The 16,000-nt window shown below is 59.6% G+C and carries 14 protein-coding genes and 2 pseudogenes; 9 read left to right on the top strand and 7 right to left on the bottom strand.

Translation table 11 applies throughout. The annotated features are described in order from the left end of the window. Both ACRER8_RS01115 and ACRER8_RS01110 read left to right on the top strand, forming a co-directional pair. Window positions 1–684, top strand: coding sequence for an ABC transporter ATP-binding protein (locus ACRER8_RS01115; RefSeq protein WP_431744531.1), 684 nt, complete (start codon window positions 1–3; stop codon window positions 682–684). Then, window positions 684–3,194 carry an ABC transporter permease gene (locus ACRER8_RS01110; protein ID WP_431744530.1) on the top strand — a complete coding sequence of 837 codons (2,511 nt, stop codon included), beginning with the start codon at window positions 684–686 and terminating at the stop codon, window positions 3,192–3,194. Before ACRER8_RS01115 ends, ACRER8_RS01110 begins: the two co-directional genes overlap by 1 nt. A 50-nt stretch (window positions 3,195–3,244) precedes the next feature. Here the strand turns inward: ACRER8_RS01110 and greB are convergent, their stop codons facing one another. From greB to ACRER8_RS01085, 5 genes are all read right to left on the bottom strand, one after another. After that, window positions 3,245–3,733 (bottom strand): transcription elongation factor GreB, encoded by a 489-nt coding sequence (gene greB / locus ACRER8_RS01105; protein WP_431744529.1) that lies wholly within the window; start codon window positions 3,731–3,733, stop codon window positions 3,245–3,247. A gap of 121 nt (window positions 3,734–3,854) precedes the next feature. Beyond that, the gene (locus ACRER8_RS01100; RefSeq protein WP_431744528.1) at window positions 3,855–4,646 is read right to left on the bottom strand and encodes an ABC transporter ATP-binding protein; all 792 of its coding nucleotides are present in this window, start codon (window positions 4,644–4,646) and stop codon (window positions 3,855–3,857) included. Between the two features lie 17 nt (window positions 4,647–4,663). Continuing rightward, entirely contained in the window at window positions 4,664–5,401 is a 738-nt protein-coding gene (locus ACRER8_RS01095) for an ABC transporter permease (protein ID WP_431744527.1), read from the bottom strand. Between the two features lie 13 nt (window positions 5,402–5,414). Continuing rightward, the gene (locus ACRER8_RS01090) at window positions 5,415–6,134 is read right to left on the bottom strand and encodes an ABC transporter permease (protein ID WP_431744526.1); all 720 of its coding nucleotides are present in this window, start codon (window positions 6,132–6,134) and stop codon (window positions 5,415–5,417) included. A 275-nt stretch (window positions 6,135–6,409) separates the two neighbouring features. Then, complete coding sequence (locus tag ACRER8_RS01085) at window positions 6,410–7,306, bottom strand: LysR substrate-binding domain-containing protein (RefSeq protein WP_431744525.1); 897 nt, start codon at window positions 7,304–7,306, stop codon at window positions 6,410–6,412. 106 nt (window positions 7,307–7,412) lie between these two features. On the opposite strand from ACRER8_RS01085, the gene ACRER8_RS01080 reads away from it, so the two are divergent. The 5 genes and pseudogenes from ACRER8_RS01080 (at window position 7,413) to ACRER8_RS01060 (ending at window position 13,088) form a co-directional block, all read left to right on the top strand. Further along, window positions 7,413–8,228, top strand: coding sequence for a HalD/BesD family halogenase (locus ACRER8_RS01080; RefSeq protein ID WP_431744524.1), 816 nt, complete (start codon window positions 7,413–7,415; stop codon window positions 8,226–8,228). 78 nt (window positions 8,229–8,306) lie between these two features. Continuing rightward, window positions 8,307–9,164 (top strand): transporter substrate-binding domain-containing protein, encoded by an 858-nt coding sequence (locus ACRER8_RS01075; protein WP_431744523.1) that lies wholly within the window; start codon window positions 8,307–8,309, stop codon window positions 9,162–9,164. 292 nt (window positions 9,165–9,456) lie between these two features. After that, window positions 9,457–10,962: a glycine betaine/L-proline transporter ProP gene (proP, locus tag ACRER8_RS01070; protein ID WP_431744522.1), complete on the top strand. Its 1,506-nt coding sequence runs from the start codon at window positions 9,457–9,459 to the stop codon at window positions 10,960–10,962. Window positions 10,963–12,195: 1,233 nt separating this feature from the next. Next, window positions 12,196–12,646 (top strand): annotated as a pseudogene (locus ACRER8_RS01065) (dipeptidase); the annotation flags it as partial. A gap of 103 nt (window positions 12,647–12,749) precedes the next feature. Then, entirely contained in the window at window positions 12,750–13,088 is a 339-nt protein-coding gene (locus tag ACRER8_RS01060) for a hypothetical protein (RefSeq protein ID WP_431744521.1), read from the top strand. 198 nt (window positions 13,089–13,286) lie between these two features. Here the strand turns inward: ACRER8_RS01060 and ACRER8_RS01055 are convergent, their stop codons facing one another. Next, complete coding sequence (locus ACRER8_RS01055) at window positions 13,287–13,550, bottom strand: DUF2798 domain-containing protein (RefSeq protein WP_431744520.1); 264 nt, start codon at window positions 13,548–13,550, stop codon at window positions 13,287–13,289. Between the two features lie 124 nt (window positions 13,551–13,674). On the opposite strand from ACRER8_RS01055, the gene ACRER8_RS01050 reads away from it, so the two are divergent. Together ACRER8_RS01050 and ACRER8_RS01045 are read left to right on the top strand one after the other, a co-directional pair. Beyond that, complete coding sequence (locus ACRER8_RS01050; protein WP_431744519.1) at window positions 13,675–14,598, top strand: LysR family transcriptional regulator; 924 nt, start codon at window positions 13,675–13,677, stop codon at window positions 14,596–14,598. Window positions 14,599–14,605: 7 nt separating this feature from the next. Next, window positions 14,606–15,022, top strand: a pseudogene (locus ACRER8_RS01045) (CsgG/HfaB family protein); the annotation flags it as partial. Window positions 15,023–15,079: 57 nt separating this feature from the next. Here ACRER8_RS01045 and ACRER8_RS01040 read toward each other — a convergent pair. Next, entirely contained in the window at window positions 15,080–15,904 is an 825-nt protein-coding gene (locus ACRER8_RS01040; RefSeq protein ID WP_431744518.1) for a helix-turn-helix transcriptional regulator, read from the bottom strand. Window positions 15,905–16,000 lie beyond the last annotated feature (96 nt).

The following is a 16,000-nucleotide window of genomic DNA, read 5'->3' as shown; positions in this document are numbered from 1 at the left end:
ATGAGCGAAAGTATTCTCAGTGCTCGGAACCTCAGCAAAGTGGTCCCAAGCACCGAAGGTGACTTGACCATCCTGCACGAACTCTCCCTGGAACTAAACAAGGGCGATACCCTGGCCATCGTCGGCGCCTCCGGTTCCGGCAAATCCACCCTGCTCGGCCTGCTCGCCGGTCTGGACCTGCCCAGCGCAGGCTCGGTGACGCTGTCGGGGCGCAATCTCAGTGAGCTGGATGAAGACCAGCGCGCCAGGGTTCGCGCCGAACACGTGGGTTTCGTCTTTCAGTCTTTTCAATTGCTGGACAGCCTCAACGCGCTGGAAAACGTCATGCTGCCCATGGAACTGGAAGGCCGCAAAGACGCCCGCGAGCAGGCGCGCCACCTGCTGGAGCGCGTCGGTCTCGGTCAGCGCCTGACTCACACGCCCAAACAGTTATCGGGGGGTGAGCAGCAACGCGTTGCCATCGCCCGCGCCTTTGCCGCCGAGCCCGACGTACTGTTCGCCGACGAGCCCACCGGCAACCTCGACAGCCACACCGGCGAGCGCATCAGCGACCTGTTGTTCGAGCTGAACCAAGAGCGCAATACCACGCTGGTGCTCGTGACCCACGATGAACGCCTGGCTCACCGTTGCCGGCGCCTGATCCGTCTTGAAGGTGGCCGCCTGGTCGCCCCTATGGAGCCTTGATGGCACGTCTGCCGCTTGCCCGACTGCTGAGCCTCGCCGCCCGCCAATTGATGCGCGACGCCCGCGCCGGCGAACTGCGTGTGCTGTTCTTCGCCCTGGTGGTGGCGGTTGCCGCCAGCACCGCCATCGGTTATTTCGGCTCGCGACTGAACAGCGCGATGCTGCTGCGCGCCACTGAATTTCTCGGTGCGGACCTGATTTTAAGCGGCTCAACGCCCGCCAAACCCGAGCAGATCGAGGCCGGAGCGGCGCTCAGGCTCGACCACTCGCAGATCGTCATCTTTTCCAGCGTGGTCGCCACCGACAACGGCATTCAGCTTGCCAGCGTGAAGGCGGTGGATGCGGCCTATCCCCTGCGTGGCGAGCTGAAGAGCGCCGAGGCGCCTTATCAGCCGGAAGTCAGCGGCGGCGAGCCCCAACCCGGTGAAGCCTGGGCCGAAGCGCGAATTCTGGTGGCGCTGAATCTGAAGGTCGGTGACAGCATCGACGTCGGCTCCACGACCCTGAAACTCACCCGCGTACTCACTTACGAACCCGATCGCGCCGGTAATTTCTACAGCCTGACGCCGCGGGTCATGATCAACATGGCCGATCTTGAAGCGACCAAGGTCGTGCAGCCGGGCAGCCGGGTCAACTTTCGCGATCTGTGGCGCGGCACGCCGCAGGCGCTGGCGGCCTATCGCAAGGCTGTGGAACCCGGACTGGCGCCTAATCAGAAAATCGACGATGCCCGCGATGGCAATCAGCAGATTGGCGGCGCACTGGGCAAGGCCGAGCGTTACCTGAACATGGCAAGCCTGGTGGCCGTGCTGCTGGCAGGCGTTGCCGTTGCGTTGTCGGCGGCGCGCTTCGCGGTGCGGCGTTTCGACGCCAGTGCGCTGTTGCGCTGCCTTGGCCTGTCGCGTAACGAAGCGTTGGTGCTGTTCGGTATGCAGCTGGCGATGCTCGGCATCGCCGCCAGCGTAACCGGCGCCCTGCTCGGCTGGTTCGCGCAACTGGGTCTGTTTTACCTGCTGGAAGATCTTTTGCCGGCAGCGGTTCCGCCGGGGGGCTGGCTGCCGGCGTTGGCCGGCATCGGCACCGGGCTGGTCGCCTTGGCCGGTTTTGCCTTGCCGCCGCTGGCAGCTCTGGGTCGCGTGCCGCCACTGCGGGTGTTGCGCCGCGACATGCTGCCGATTCCCGCCAGCACCTGGCTGGTCTATGGCGCAGCGCTGTTTGCACTGGGGCTGATCATGTGGCGCCTGAGCCTGGATCTGGTGCTCACGTTCGCCCTGCTTGGCGGTGGCCTGATCGCGGCGCTGGTGCTCGGCGGCATCCTGCTGCTGACGTTGCAAAGCCTGCGCCGGCTGCTGGCCAACGCTTCGCTGCCGTGGCGCCTGGGCCTTGGCCAACTGCTGCGTCACCCCATGGCGGCGGCCGGGCAATCCCTGGCGTTCGGCCTGATCCTGCTGTCCATGGGATTGATCGCCCTGTTACGCGGCGAGTTGCTCGACACCTGGCAAAACCAGCTGCCGAAAGATGCGCCCAACTACTTCGCGCTGAATATCCTGCCCACCGAGCGTGACAATTTCGCCGAGCGCATGACTCGCCTGTCGACCCACAGCGCGCCGCTGTATCCGATGATCCCGGGACGTCTGATGAGCATCAACGGCGAGCCGGTGAGCAAGTTCGTGACCAAGGATTCACGGGGCGAGAACGCGACTCAGCGTGACCTCAACCTGACGTGGTCGGCCAATCTGCCGGAGGGCAACAGCATCACCGAGGGCCAGTGGTGGAATGATCAACTGCCCGCCGCTGACAGCATTCCCGGCGTTTCGGTGGAAACCAAACTCGCCAACAGTCTGAACATCAAGCTCGGCGACACCCTGAGCTTTGTGATCGGCGGCGCCAATCATGAAGTCAAGGTCACCAGCCTGCGTGACATTAACTGGGATACCTTCCAGCCGAACTTCTTCGTGATCTTCCAGCCCGGCACGCTCAAGGATGTACCAACCACTTACCTGACCAGCTTCTACCTGCCTCCCGGTCACGATCAGCAGATCGTCGAGCTATCCCGTGCCTTTCCGGCGGTGACGATCCTGCAAGTGGAGGCGCTGCTGGAGCAACTGCGCAGCATTCTCGATCAGGTCACGCTGGCGGTGCAGTATGTGTTGCTGTTTGTGCTGGCAGCGGGGCTGGCGGTGCTGTTCTCGGGTCTTCAGGCGACGCTTGACGAACGCATTCGCCAAGGTGCGTTGCTTAGGGCACTGGGCGCCAACCGCACGCTGCTGATCAAGGCACGACGCATCGAATTTGGTCTGCTGGGGGCGGTCAGCGGGGTGCTGGCGGCGCTCGGTTGCGAGCTGGTGAGCTTTGCGCTTTATCGCTCCGCGTTCAGTCTGCAGTGGTCACCACACCCGTGGCTGCTGGTGCTGCCGCTGATCGGCGCGCTGCTGGTCGGTGGCGCGGGCGTGTTTGGCACGCGTCGAGCGCTGAATGCCAGTCCACTGACGGTGTTGCGCGAGGGATAAAGCTCGATAGGGAGGGGGCCGACGCACAGCGTGTCGGCCCTTTTTCGTGACTACTCGCTGACCTGGTATTCGATTTTGGTCACCCACCAGAGCTTCTCCCCGGCAGGAATCCTGACCGTCAGTTCATCGCCCACTTCTTTTTTCAGCAGCGCGCGAGCCATGGGTGAATCGATGGAGATGTAGTCCATGCGCCCGTAGATTTCGTCATAACCCACGATGCGGAAACGCTTGGTCTCCCCCTCTTCGTCCTCGATCTCCACCCATGCACCGAAAAACACCCGGCCTTCCTGCTCCGGCGAATAAGCCACCACCCGCATATCTTCCAAGCGCTTGCGCAGATAGCGGATTCGACGATCGATCTCCCGCAGCAGCTTCTTGTTGTACTGGTAGTCGGCGTTCTCGCTGCGATCACCGAGCGATGCCGCCCAGGCAACCTTTTGCGTGATGTCCGGGCGATGCTCGCGCCACAGATAGTCCAGCTCTTTCTTCAGCGCCTCGTGGCCTTCGGTGGTGATGATTTTGGTACTCGACTCTGCCATCCGCAGCTTCCACGTAACGATCAGGTGATGCCACACGGCCGGGCCGAACGACAAGGGTCGTCACTACACTACATGGATGCGGCGACGGCAACCCATGGCCTGCGGATCGTGCGCAAATCTTTCAGTCGTTGGCTCGCTGATTATGACTGGCAACGAATTGGCGGAAACGCTCGGTGGGCAGGCCTTCGAACAATTCATCCGGCGTGCCCTGGGCATCGATAACGCCCTCGGCCATGTACACGACGCGGTTCGACACATGCCGAGCGAAGCCCATTTCGTGGGTGACGACCAGCATGGTCCGGCCCTCTTCCGCCAATGAGCGCATGACCCTCAGCACTTCGCCTACCAGTTCCGGGTCCAGCGCCGATGTGGGCTCGTCGAACAGCATCACTTGCGGATTCATCGCCAGGGCGCGGGCAATCGCCACCCGCTGTTGCTGCCCGCCGGAAAGGTGCGCGGGATAGTAGTCGCGACGATCATAGAGGCCGACTTTGTGCAGCAACTGTTCGGCTTCTTCGACGCATTCGGAGCGAGATCGCTTGAGTACCCGCAGCGGGCCTTCGATGATGTTTTGCAACACAGTCATGTGCGACCACAGGTTGAAACTCTGGAACACCATGCCCAGCTTGCTGCGCATCGCCTCGACCTGGCGCGTGTTGCTCGGCAGCAGGCGTCCGCTGGCGTTGTGTTTCATTTCGATGACTTCGCCATCCAGCACGATGCGGCCTTCGTCGGGGGATTCCAACAGATTGATGCAGCGCAGGAAGGTGCTCTTGCCGGATCCGCTGGCCCCCAGAATGGAGATGACGTCGCCTCTATGGGCGTCCAGCGAAATCCCCTTGAGCACCTGAACCGAGCCGAATGACTTACAGATGTTGCTGACCGACAACGCGGTTTCGAAGGTTTGATTCATGAAAGGCTCCGCGGCAATCAAAGGGATGAAGGCGTTTCAGCGGCCGGGGCGACCACACGTTGTACAGGGCGCTCGCGCAGATGCGGGGAGAGCCGATACTCGATCCACGACATGAAACGAACGATGAGGAAATTCAGCACCAGATAAATCAGCGCGGCACACAGGAAAACCTCCATGGTGCGGTAGGTACGCTGAATGATCTGCTGAGCGATGCCGGTGACATCCCACACTGTCACCAGGCTGGCGATCGCGGTGGACTTGACCATCAGAACCGCCTCGGTGGAATACGCAGGCAACGCCTGACGGAGCGTGACCGGACCGATAACCCGATACAACAGAGTCCAGCGACTCATGCCGACCGCCAGACCGGCCTCGATCTGGCCAGGGGGTACGCTTTGCAGGCCGCCGCGAATGATTTCGGCGGTATAGCCGGCGGTGCACATCGCCAGGGCTACCACTGCGCAACCGTAGGGGGACCTGAGGATTTCCCACATGAAGCTGCTGCGAATGGCCGAGAATTGCCCCAGTCCGTAATAGATCAGGAACATCTGGATCAGCAACGGGGTGCCGCGAAACAGCATGATGTAGAAGCGCGCCGGATAACTCAGGACCGGCCAGCGGCTGACCCGCATGGCGACCACGCCCAATGACAGCAGCAAACCAAGGGAGAGACTGGCAAAGAACAGGCTCAGTGTCGTGGGCAATGCGGCCAGCAGTTTGAGCATGGTGTCGCTGAGAAAGGCAAAGTCGATCATCGGTGTTCCCCACTCAAGCGTTCGGGTTGCGGCGTTGGGTACGCTGCACGCGCGTTTCGGCAATGTTGAACAGGCGCCCGGACAGGCCGGTGAGAATCAGGTAACAGGCCCCGCCGACGATGTAGAAGGTGAAGTATTGGCGCGTGGAGCCGGCGGCGACCTGGCTTGCGCGCATCAACTCGACAAGTCCGATAACCGAGATCAGCGCCGAATCCTTGAGGGTCAGTTGCCAGACGTTACCCAGACCCGGCAACGCGTAGCGCCAGACTTGCGGAATCAGCACGCGCCTGACCCGCATGCCCCAGGTCATGCCGATCGCCAGGGCAGCTTCCAGCTCGCCTTTGGCAACGGCCAGGTACGCGCCTCGATAAACTTCGGCCTGATAAGACCCCGAAATCAGCCCTACTGCCAGCGCGCCCACCAGGAACGGAGGCGTGTCGACGAAGCCTTCGCCACCGAACCAGTGGTGGACGGCACCCATCACGGTGGCCCCGCCGAAGTAGAACAGGTAGATCACCAGCAGTTCGGGAATGCCTCGAAACAGGATCGAGTAGATATCGCCGATATAGCGGAACAGTCGACGGCGCGAGAGCTTCGCGGCCGCCACCGCACTTCCTGCCACAGCCCCGACCACTAGCGCCGATAAGGTCAGCAGAACCGTCATGCCTGCGGCTTTGAGCAGCGCCGCGCCCCACCCGTGGTCGCCGAAGCTGAGCAGCTGAAAGAGATCCATAGCGTTATTCCCACCGCGAACAGTGAAAGGCCCGGCGTCCGAGGACACCCCTGAACCCATACATACTTGTCTTTACAAGCATATGCAATTTGGTTGCCAGATTGTTTCGAGCACTGCATGAAGCGTGGTGCAAGCTCTCTGTTCAGGCGATCTGCAACCCATAAGGTTCCACAGGCGGAACTGGAGTTCGTGATCGAATAGCTGTGGGACGCTTCACGCCGGGGCAATGGGAAACGTCCGGCCCCATGAAAGTGCGTAACGCCGTAACAACCGAATTATTGTCCTGCCAGCAGTTCGATGAGGTTCTGCACATTGGGCCGTTGGCGTTTTTCCGCCGGCACGAAGGCGCAGTAAGGATGCCCGAGCGGCAGGGATCTGGCCGACAATACGATCAGACGCCCCGCCGCCAGATCAGGCTGGGCGATGAGCTTCTGCCCTAGCGCGATTCCGCAGCCGAGCTTCGCCAGGGTGATCGACAGGCTCGACAAACCCGAGCGACGACCCAGCGCCGGATCAGGAGGCGCCTCGCCGATCTCACTGGCATACCAGTCGCTCCACGTCGGGTGGGAAGCATAGTTCGGACCCCACTGGGTATGGATGAACAGACTCGGGTGAACGCGCGTGAGGTCGAAATCACTGTTGCCATGGCGATACCAGAGTTCCGGCGCGCACAGCGGCACCACCTGATCGTGGACGAGGGGAATCACTTCAAGCACCGGGTAATGGTAGTCGCCGTAGCTCACGCGAATATCGACATCGTGCCGGGCCAGATCTACCGGATCGTCCTCGACCCGCACATCCACCGACAGCTGCGGATGGCTCTCCAGCAGCGCGGCCAGTTTCGGCGCTAGCCAGACTTCTGCCAACGAAAACGGCACGCTGACAATTAACCGCGTGCGCATCTCGCCTTCCAGCAAGCGCACGGTCATGGCAGCGATATCGTCAAGGGCGCGGGAGGTTTGTGGAAAGATCGCCAGTCCTGCATCGGTCAGGGACAGACGATTGCCGCTGCGTACGAATAACTTCTTGCCGAAATACTCTTCGAGATGACGGACTTGCTGACTCACCGCGGCGGCAGAGACACCCAATTCCTTCCCCGCCGCCACGAAGCTGGCCAGGCGTGCAGCCACTTCGAACGTTTTCACGGCATTCAGCGGCGGCAGTCTTTTCATCCATGCTCTCTCCAAAGTTTTTCTGAGGGGAGGCTAACAATTTTTGCCGTTGTCGCGAAGATTTTCCCACGTTAGCTTTAGGCCATAACCTATTCGGGAGGCTGACATGAACACCGTCATCGATCTTCAGCGCTATCCTCTGGATCAAGAAGGCACCGAGGCATGGAACACCCTGGTCGACAAGGCGCGGACAGAATTGGCCCACAACGGCATGTTCAGCCTTGAGGGCTTCATTCAGGCAGATAACATCGCGCTGGCGGCCGCGCAGATTCAGCCGATCATGGACGCCGAATCCCACACCCACAAGCGCTCGCACAACATCTACTTCAAGCCGCAAATTCCGGAGCTGCGGCCGGATCACCCAGCGCTGAAAAAAATCGAGACGGTCAGCCATACCCTCTGCGCCGACCAACTCAAGGACAGCCTGGTCACCAAGGTTTACGAGTACCCGCCCCTGGTGTCGTTTCTCAGCGCCGTCATGGAAAAGCCTGTGTTGTATGTCATGGCCGACCCCCTGGCGCGGGTCAATGTAATGAGTTATCGCCAGGGCGAAACCCTGAACTGGCACTTCGACCGCTCGGAGTTCACCACCACGCTGATGCTTCAAGCGCCGGAGCAAGGCGGCGAGTTCGAGTACCGCACCGATCTGCGCACTGCCGACAATCCCAACTACGAAGGCGTGGCCGAGTTATTGGAAGGTCGCGATCCCAAGGTGCAGAAACTGCGCTTGAGTGCTGGCACACTGAATGTGTTTCGTGGCAAAAATACCGCGCACCGGGTCACTCCCGTACAAGGTCAGCGCGAACGCATGGTCGCGGTGTTCTCGTATTACGAAAAACCTGGCGTGATGTTCACCCCCGAAGAGCAGATCGGCTTTTACGGGCGCGCTGCCCAACTGAACTCCGATGACACGGCGGCATAATAAAAATTAGCGATTCGCGGCTTTTGATCTAGCTTGACCCTGCCAGTCTTTTTTCAAACAAATCAGATGGGGAAACACATGGGCCACACCTACCACGTCACGAGAAGAATCCTCGCCTGTGCGGCATTGGGCAGCAGCCTCCTGTTCGGCCCGGCGGCGTTCGCCAAAGACTGGACTTCGGTTCGGGTCGCCACCGAGGGTGCCTACGAGCCCTGGAACATCACCCTTCCAAGCGGGGAAATCTCCGGTTTCGAACCTGAATTGCTCAAGGACGTCTGCGCCCGCATCAAGATCGAATGCAAGCTGCAGGCTCAGGATTGGGACGGCATGATCGCCGGGCTCAACGCCGGTAAATTCGACGTGCTGATGGACGCCATCGTCATCACCCCGGAGCGGGAAAAAGAGATCGCCTTCTCCAAACCCTACGCCAATACCCAGGCCGTCTTCGTCAGCGCCGATCCAAAGATCATCGCCAGCATGCCGAGCAATGACGTGATCAAACTCAGCGGCGATCCGACCAAGGACAAAGCCGCGGTGGACAAGATGAAAGAGTTGCTTAAGGGCAAAACCCTGGGCATCCAATCAGGCACCGCCTACACGAAATTCGTCGAGGAGAACTTCAAAGACATCGCGACCGTTCGCGAATACAGCAAATCCGCCGAGCACCTGCTGGACCTGAACGCGGGGCGCATCGATTTCGCCTTTGACGACGTGACCTTTTTCACCTCCGCTTTGGAAAGCCCCGATAACAGCGCCGTGAAAATGATCGGCCCGAAAATCGGTGGTGATATCTGGGGTCCGGGCGAGGCGCTGGGCTTTCGCAAAGCCGATAACGATCTTCGCGAGAAGTTCAACGGCGCCCTTACCGCTGCGCTGGAGGACGGAACCGTGAAGCGTCTTTCGGAGAAATGGTTCAAGGCTGACATTCGGCCTTGATGCCCTGCCGGGACAGCGGCTGACGTCGCTGGCCTGACCACTTGTGGGAGTGAGCTCGCTCACCAATAGCCAGGCAGGCCCCTGCATCTTCGGCGGCTGAAACAGGGCTTTAGTGAGCAAACTCACTCCCAAGATATTTATTGCCCCATCCGCGCCATCATTCCTTCCCACGAAAAATACCGCTTGGCGCTGAATTATTTCGTGTCCTCATGTATCTGATCGGAAAGTGCTGTGCCGCCAAAACGATGGCATTGACGCCAGGCAATACCGATTCAGCAACAGAGTGGCCCCTATGAAATTAGGCAAGAAAAAAGTCAAACCGATTGGATTGAGCGACATCACCATCGTCGACGACGCAAAGATGCGCAAAGCAATCACTGCCGCTGCGTTGGGCAATGCCATGGAGTGGTTCGACTTCGGCGTGTACGGTTTTGTCGCCTACGTGCTCGGCAAAGTGTTCTTTCCCGGTGCTGACCCCAGCGTACAGATGGTCGCAGCGCTGGCGACCTTCTCGGTCCCATTTCTGATTCGCCCGCTGGGTGGGCTGTTTTTTGGGGCGTTGGGCGACAAATACGGTCGACAGAAAGTCTTGGCGGCGACCATCGTGATCATGTCCCTCAGCACCACCGCGATCGGTTTGATCCCCTCTTACGCCTCGATCGGTATCTGGGCGCCGATCCTGCTGTTGCTGGCCAAGATGGCCCAAGGCTTTTCGGTGGGCGGCGAGTACACCGGCGCCTCGATCTTCGTCGCCGAGTACGCTCCAGACCGCAAACGCGGCTTCCTTGGCAGTTGGCTGGACTTCGGGTCGATCGCAGGCTTCGTGCTCGGCGCCGGCCTGGTGGTGATGATTTCCACCGTCATTGGCGAAGACCAGTTCCAGGAATGGGGCTGGCGTCTGCCGTTTTTCGTCGCTCTGCCTCTGGGCATGCTTGGGCTGTATCTGCGTAATGCCCTGGAAGAAACTCCGGCGTTCCAGCAGCACGTGGAAAAGCTCGAACAGGGCGATCGTGAAGGCCTGTCGGATGGCCCGAAAGTATCGTTCAAGGAGGTGGCGACCAAGCACTGGCGCAGCCTGCTCACCTGCATCGGCATCGTGGTCGCAACGAACGTTACGTATTACATGTTGCTAACCTATATGCCCAGCTACCTGTCGCATAACCTGCACTACAGCGAAAACCGCGGCGTGCTGATCATCATCGCAATCATGGTCGGCATGCTGTTCGTCCAGCCCCTGATTGGCTTCATCAGCGACAAGATTGGCCGCAAGCCCTTCATCATCGTCGGCAGCATCGCCCTGTTCATCCTCGCCATTCCGGCGTTCATGCTGATCATCAGCGGCAAGATCGGGCTGATCTTCGCCGGATTGCTGATCCTCGCCGTGGTGCTCAATTTTTTCATCGGCGTCATGGCCTCGACCCTTCCCGCGATGTTCCCTACCCACATCCGCTACAGTGCGCTGGCCAGCGCCTTCAACGTCTCGGTATTGATCGCGGGCCTGACCCCGACCCTGGCGGCCTGGCTGGTAGAAGCGACCGACAACCTGTACATGCCGGCGTACTACCTGATGGTGGTTGCGGTGATTGGCCTGGTGACCGGCGTGACCATGAAAGAAACCGCCAACAAACCCCTGCGCGGAGCGGCACCATCGGCATCGGATATTCATGAGGCCAAAGAGTTGTTGCAGGAACATCACGACAACATCGAGCAGAAAATCGAAGACCTCGACGCGCAAATTGCCGAGCTTGAAGCCAAGCGCAAGGAGCTGGTGGCGCAGCATCCGCGGATCAACGAGTAAACCAACGAGCCGCCTCCCCCGAAGGCGGCTTGATGCCTAACAAGCGGGAAAGGAGTTCTCAGTTGTGAGTCAAATCACCGCCCCGCTGCGTTTCATACGCCTCATCAGCACCCGCGTCCTTCTGATTCTCATCCATACAGCAGGAACATTCCGCAACGGCGTTATACATAGCCTGATGGTCCAGTAAACCTGCGCGCGAGTTTTGCGTAACAGGAGCGGTTCTTCTCGATCATGTAGTTCGAGTATCTGAGAGATAAATCGGTAAAAAGCTTTCTGACTCAAGTACTGATCATTAAGTCTTTCGATGAAGAGTTCCAGCAGGTCTTTTACAAAAGAAATAATAAGTGCACCCGGCAGCACGCACGCCGCAAAAGGGATAACCACAACCCACAGCATCAGTCGAATCAACGACCATGCATCTTCGAGATAGTCCGCCATCGAGGCGAAGACAGCCTCGGGAGTGATAGTCGCGATGACGATACCGGCAACCACGGCGACGAGCCCCGTCATGTACGCGGCGAAATTTGATCCTGTCGGAAGCCGGTAGAACGCGATAGCGTGAGTCCACATTGGATCCTGCGCCCGGCGTTTGACTTCACGGCGCCACTCCCATTCATCGATCAGCCGTTTTGCAAGCTGCTGCAAGTCATCTTCAGACTTGAAAATGTTTCTTAGATAGGCATGTTTTTCGCTATCCAGCGAGGCGTAAGGCGTCCTGAAGTTAACGCGTTTTATTGCCGGGTTTAGGCGTCGAAACCGTCGCTCGGCTCCTTGGAAATAGACCTGAAGCATGCCGAAGATTAATGGTATTTCGCACAGGAAAAGCCACGCTTGATCCCATGGCCGCAGCAATTGAATGTCGCTGGCCACCAGTAGATACAGATTCACGAACAGTATGGCCATGATCAGGCAGGCGAGCGCCACCGATAACCAAAGGACATAGGAGTCCAGCGCATAAAAAACCGGCGGCCGAAAAGTCTTGCGATAGTGCCGAATTTTGTCAGCGATTCCTTGCATTAATACCACCCTCCGTTCAAGGGCGGAGATATTAGCGATTTCGTTGGCTGCGGTCGTCTGCTGTTTCAAATCTGCGCCGTTTTCGCCATTTAGTACGACACATCCACGGGGGTTCCCGGTGATTCCCTGGCGATTCGAAGTGATCTTAGCGCCCTGGCCCTCGGTATTACGACGTGGAAACGTTGCCATTCCGGTACCGTAACCCTGTTCGGCCATACCGTGCCCGGCGGCGTGGCGATTAACCAAATCCCATCGAGATCGGTCGCCACGCTGTTGACCGACAAACCCGCCGAGCTTGCGGCCAGTCTGCAAAAAACCGACGCTGAATATGGCCGGCGCAACGGTGGAGACTTTGAAGTAAGCGCCAAGATTGAGGGCAAGGACGTCAATCTGGCAGTGACCGGGCATATCCGCGCACTCCTCCGAGCCGCAGTCGAGCGTGAAGCCGGTGGCGAGGATGCTGGACTTGATCAATAGCCTCGATGAAAGTTGCGCTCAAGCACAACCAGATCACCGATGCCGCTCGCTACGCCGCCGATAACTGGGGCCTCGACTACCTGGGCAGCAAGCTGGTGGGTTGGTTTTCTCCGATCGGTCATGGGCCGCTCACGGCATCGTCGATTATGTCGCGATGGACGGCAAAGCCTCCCGGAGCGCCGTAGATTTGTTGACTCTTTACTCAACGTTTACGGAGTCTGGACGTTCGTTTACGAGGAAACGGTGTTTCATAGGTCCATGGCGAACCCAAACATCTCGCCAGAGGAGACACCATGATTTCGAAGATGACCCAAGCCTTGATCCTGTCCGGTTGCCTGGTCGCTGCGGGTGCAGCGTCGGCGAGTGAACGCGATGTGGTGGTGCCAGTCATCGCCGGAGCGGCAGTCGGTGCAGTGCTGGCGACCGTGATCAGCGGTTCCGGCCACGATCGCAACCGCTCTCATTATCAGGATTACCGGCCACAGCCGCGTTATCAGCCGGTGTATCAGCCAGTGGCCTATGTGCCGGTGCAGCGGGTGGAATATCGCCGCTTCGCCCCGCCGCCGCCTCGCGGGTATCACGGTCGGGGTTATGACCGTCACTTTGATCATCGTGGGCAAGGTCGTTGGTAAGTGCTGTTGTTGTGAGGAGACCGCCGTCAGTGATGAGGGCGGTTTTGTTTTTGGGAGGAAGCATCGCGCTGGGTTTGGGCGGTTGCTGGTGGGGCCGGTAGGCCCTGCCTAAACGGCACGGAGGCCGCGCGAGCCGCCTCCCGCCATGAATATTGCGGATGGAAGCGGGCCGCTGCGCCCAACTGACTGGCAACCGTCTCAATGCCCGTGCACCGTCCACCCGACCAGACGCACGACAATGGGCCGAACCACCAGCACACAGACAAAGGCCGAAGGCATCGCCACGCGGTAGGCATTCATCACATTTTCCACATAGTTTGCGGTCAGCCCGAATTCAGCGAGGGTGATCACAAGGCACATCAAAAACGCCATGATCGTCGCCATGTACAGCGCAAAGACATAAGGCGTCATGTGTTTGGGGAAGCGAAATCGTACGCTTTTCCGGGCTCTGGCTTCAGTCATCAGCTCCTCCTGTTTCATCCTGAACGCAAAAGAGCGGCTAACTTAGCAACCGGTCACAGACACCGGTAGATCCACTGTGCTTGAATCACTGCTAAGTAAAATCAACGAATTGAGGCATCGAGCGATGGATATTCTCGGTTTGATCAACACGTTTATCCGCGTGGTAGAGAACGGCAGTATCGCCGCCGCCGCGCGCGCGCAAGGCGTGAGCCCCGCAGCCGTGAGCCAGAGCATCACTCGCCTTGAGGCTCATCTGGGCGTGCGTCTTTTGTCGCGCACGACCCGCAGCATGGCCTTGACCGAGAACGGCACGCGCTATTTCGAAAAGGTGCGGCATATCCCGCGAGACATCGACCTGGCATCGCAAGCGGCAGCGGTCGCCACTGAACCCCAAGGTCCGCTGTGCATCGCCACGACCTCTGCTTTCGGTCGTCATGTACTGGCGCCGCTGATGCCCGCGTTCAAACACGCCTACCCGCGCATCGACATCGAGTTGATCTGTACCGACCGGCGCGTCGATCACCGACTTGAAGGGGTCGATGTCAGCCTGCGCATCGATGCCCAGTTGAACGACCAATTGATTGCCCGACGCATCGCGTCACGCCCGTTCGTGTTCTGTGCGTCGCCTGCCTATCTGGATCGTGCCGGCGTCCCCACCAGTCACGAAGACCTCAAGCAGCATGCTTGCCTGGTGTTTCGCTACCCCACCGATGGCCGCTTTCTGCCTTGGGCTTTCGTGCTCGATGGCAAACGCATCGAAGCGAAGGTCAATCCCGGGTTCATCTGCGACGACATCGACATGATCGCCCAGATCGCCGTGAATGGAGGTGGGATCGCCCGCCTGGCGAGCTTTGTCGCGCAGCCAATGATCGACAGCGGCCAGCTGCTGCCGCTGTTCGATTCAGACAGCCGTAATGCCACCCATGCCGAGCCCGAGCCGATGCACATTTATGCCTGTGTCACCGAGCGTTCGGCATTGAATGCGAAGGTCAACGCGTTCATCGATTTTGTCGAAAATTCGCTGCGAAACGAGGCTGATTCACCTTAGTTAGAATGACCAGACCGGCCAGTACAAACCTTCGCCGGACAGTACTTTTTCCACGTCGGTGACTCAGGGCGCAGCGTCGCTTCTGGTCAGCGCGTTACGCGATTCGCGCTGGTTCAAGCCGGTGGAACGCGAAAACCTGCAGGACCTGCTCACCGAGCGCAAGATCGTGCGCGCGCTGGAGCAACCGTCCGACCGGGCGCAGACTCAGCTGCCACCGCTGCGTCCGGCCAACATGATCATCGAAGGCGCCATCGTCGCCTACGAAAGCAACGTACGCATAGGCGGTTTCGGCGTGCGTTACCTGGGCATCGGCCCTTCGGATCTGTATCGCCAGGATCAGGTGACCATCAACCTGCGTGCGGTCGACATCCGCAGCGGAGACATCATCCAGAGCGTCACCACCACCAAGACCGTACTCTCGATCCAGCTCGATTTTTCCTTGGCCGACTCACCCCGACCTGAAACTGGAAACTCGCCGTACTCATTGCCCGCTCAGCAATTCGCGGATCCGTTGCGCACCCTCAGGAGTCGCCGGGTTGTAGACGACCATGCCAAGGTCCGGACGCCCGTCCACGGCAAAACCCGAATACTCCAGCTCGATCGCGCCCAGGATCGGGTGGAGCAAGCGTTTGGTTCCCTCGCCGTGAACGCGTACGTCGTTGTCGCGCCAGAACATCGCAAACTCGGGACTGCGCAGACACAGTTCTTCGGCGAGTTTGCTGACCTCGGAGGCCGCGCCCGCGCGGATGGCGTCCGCTCGGAATGCCCCGACCACGAAGCGCGCCATCCCTTCCCAATCATCCTGGCGTTCGCGCACTCCGGCGCGGCAAAACATCAGGCGCAGAATGTTGCGCTCCTCCACAGGCAGCAGGCTGTAGTCGGTAAACACCACTGCAGCGGCGCGGTTCCAGGCCAGCACGTCCCAGGTCGCGGTCTTGATGATCGCGGGGCTGAACGCGAAGGTGTCCAGCAGCCTTTGCAGGCGCGGCGTGACGCCCTCGGGTGCGCGATAAATCACTTCCGGTGGATGTCCGAAAGCAAGCATGAACAGGTGTTCGCGTTCGGGCTCGGTCATCAGCAGACTCTGGGCGATACGGTTGAGCACTTCGGAGGACGGCGCGCCACCCCGCCCCTGCTCCAGCCAGGTGTACCAGGTGGGACTGATATTGGCACGCTGCGCGACTTCTTCCCGACGCAACCCCGGTGTGCGCCTTCGCGCATTGCTAAAGCCGAAGCTCGCAGGGTCCAGACGCGCCCGGCAACGCTTCAAATACGCACCCAATAGATGAACCGACTGATCTGACATGGCAACCCTGTTAGTTTTTATACCCTGATAACGTCACACCTTTAACCGGATAAAGACTACGCGCAGTGTTGGGCTTTCAGCAAAGAGGGATTGACC

It is taken from the genome of Pseudomonas sp., from assembly GCF_050739935.1.
GTDB lineage: Bacteria > Pseudomonadota > Gammaproteobacteria > Pseudomonadales > Pseudomonadaceae > Aquipseudomonas.
Note: the sequence above shows the minus strand (reverse complement) of the source record. Positions and strands in the feature narration are given on the sequence as shown.

Excerpts from the sequence above, each read along its gene's own strand:
- ACRER8_RS01085 (WP_431744525.1), bottom strand. The coding sequence starts at position 7,306 with ATGAAAAGACTGCCGCCGCTGAATGCCGTGAAAACGTTCGAAGTGGCT.
- ACRER8_RS01055 (WP_431744520.1), bottom strand. The coding sequence starts at position 13,550 with ATGACTGAAGCCAGAGCCCGGAAAAGCGTACGATTTCGCTTCCCCAAA.
- greB (WP_431744529.1), bottom strand. The coding sequence starts at position 3,733 with ATGGCAGAGTCGAGTACCAAAATCATCACCACCGAAGGCCACGAGGCG.
- ACRER8_RS01095 (WP_431744527.1), bottom strand. The coding sequence starts at position 5,401 with ATGATCGACTTTGCCTTTCTCAGCGACACCATGCTCAAACTGCTGGCC.
- ACRER8_RS01110 (WP_431744530.1), top strand. The coding sequence starts at position 684 with ATGGCACGTCTGCCGCTTGCCCGACTGCTGAGCCTCGCCGCCCGCCAA.
- ACRER8_RS01040 (WP_431744518.1), bottom strand. The coding sequence starts at position 15,904 with ATGTCAGATCAGTCGGTTCATCTATTGGGTGCGTATTTGAAGCGTTGC.
- ACRER8_RS01115 (WP_431744531.1), top strand. The coding sequence starts at position 1 with ATGAGCGAAAGTATTCTCAGTGCTCGGAACCTCAGCAAAGTGGTCCCA.
- ACRER8_RS01080 (WP_431744524.1), top strand. The coding sequence starts at position 7,413 with ATGAACACCGTCATCGATCTTCAGCGCTATCCTCTGGATCAAGAAGGC.
- ACRER8_RS01060 (WP_431744521.1), top strand. The coding sequence starts at position 12,750 with ATGATTTCGAAGATGACCCAAGCCTTGATCCTGTCCGGTTGCCTGGTC.
- ACRER8_RS01050 (WP_431744519.1), top strand. The coding sequence starts at position 13,675 with ATGGATATTCTCGGTTTGATCAACACGTTTATCCGCGTGGTAGAGAAC.
- ACRER8_RS01100 (WP_431744528.1), bottom strand. The coding sequence starts at position 4,646 with ATGAATCAAACCTTCGAAACCGCGTTGTCGGTCAGCAACATCTGTAAG.
- proP (WP_431744522.1), top strand. The coding sequence starts at position 9,457 with ATGAAATTAGGCAAGAAAAAAGTCAAACCGATTGGATTGAGCGACATC.
- ACRER8_RS01075 (WP_431744523.1), top strand. The coding sequence starts at position 8,307 with ATGGGCCACACCTACCACGTCACGAGAAGAATCCTCGCCTGTGCGGCA.
- ACRER8_RS01090 (WP_431744526.1), bottom strand. The coding sequence starts at position 6,134 with ATGGATCTCTTTCAGCTGCTCAGCTTCGGCGACCACGGGTGGGGCGCG.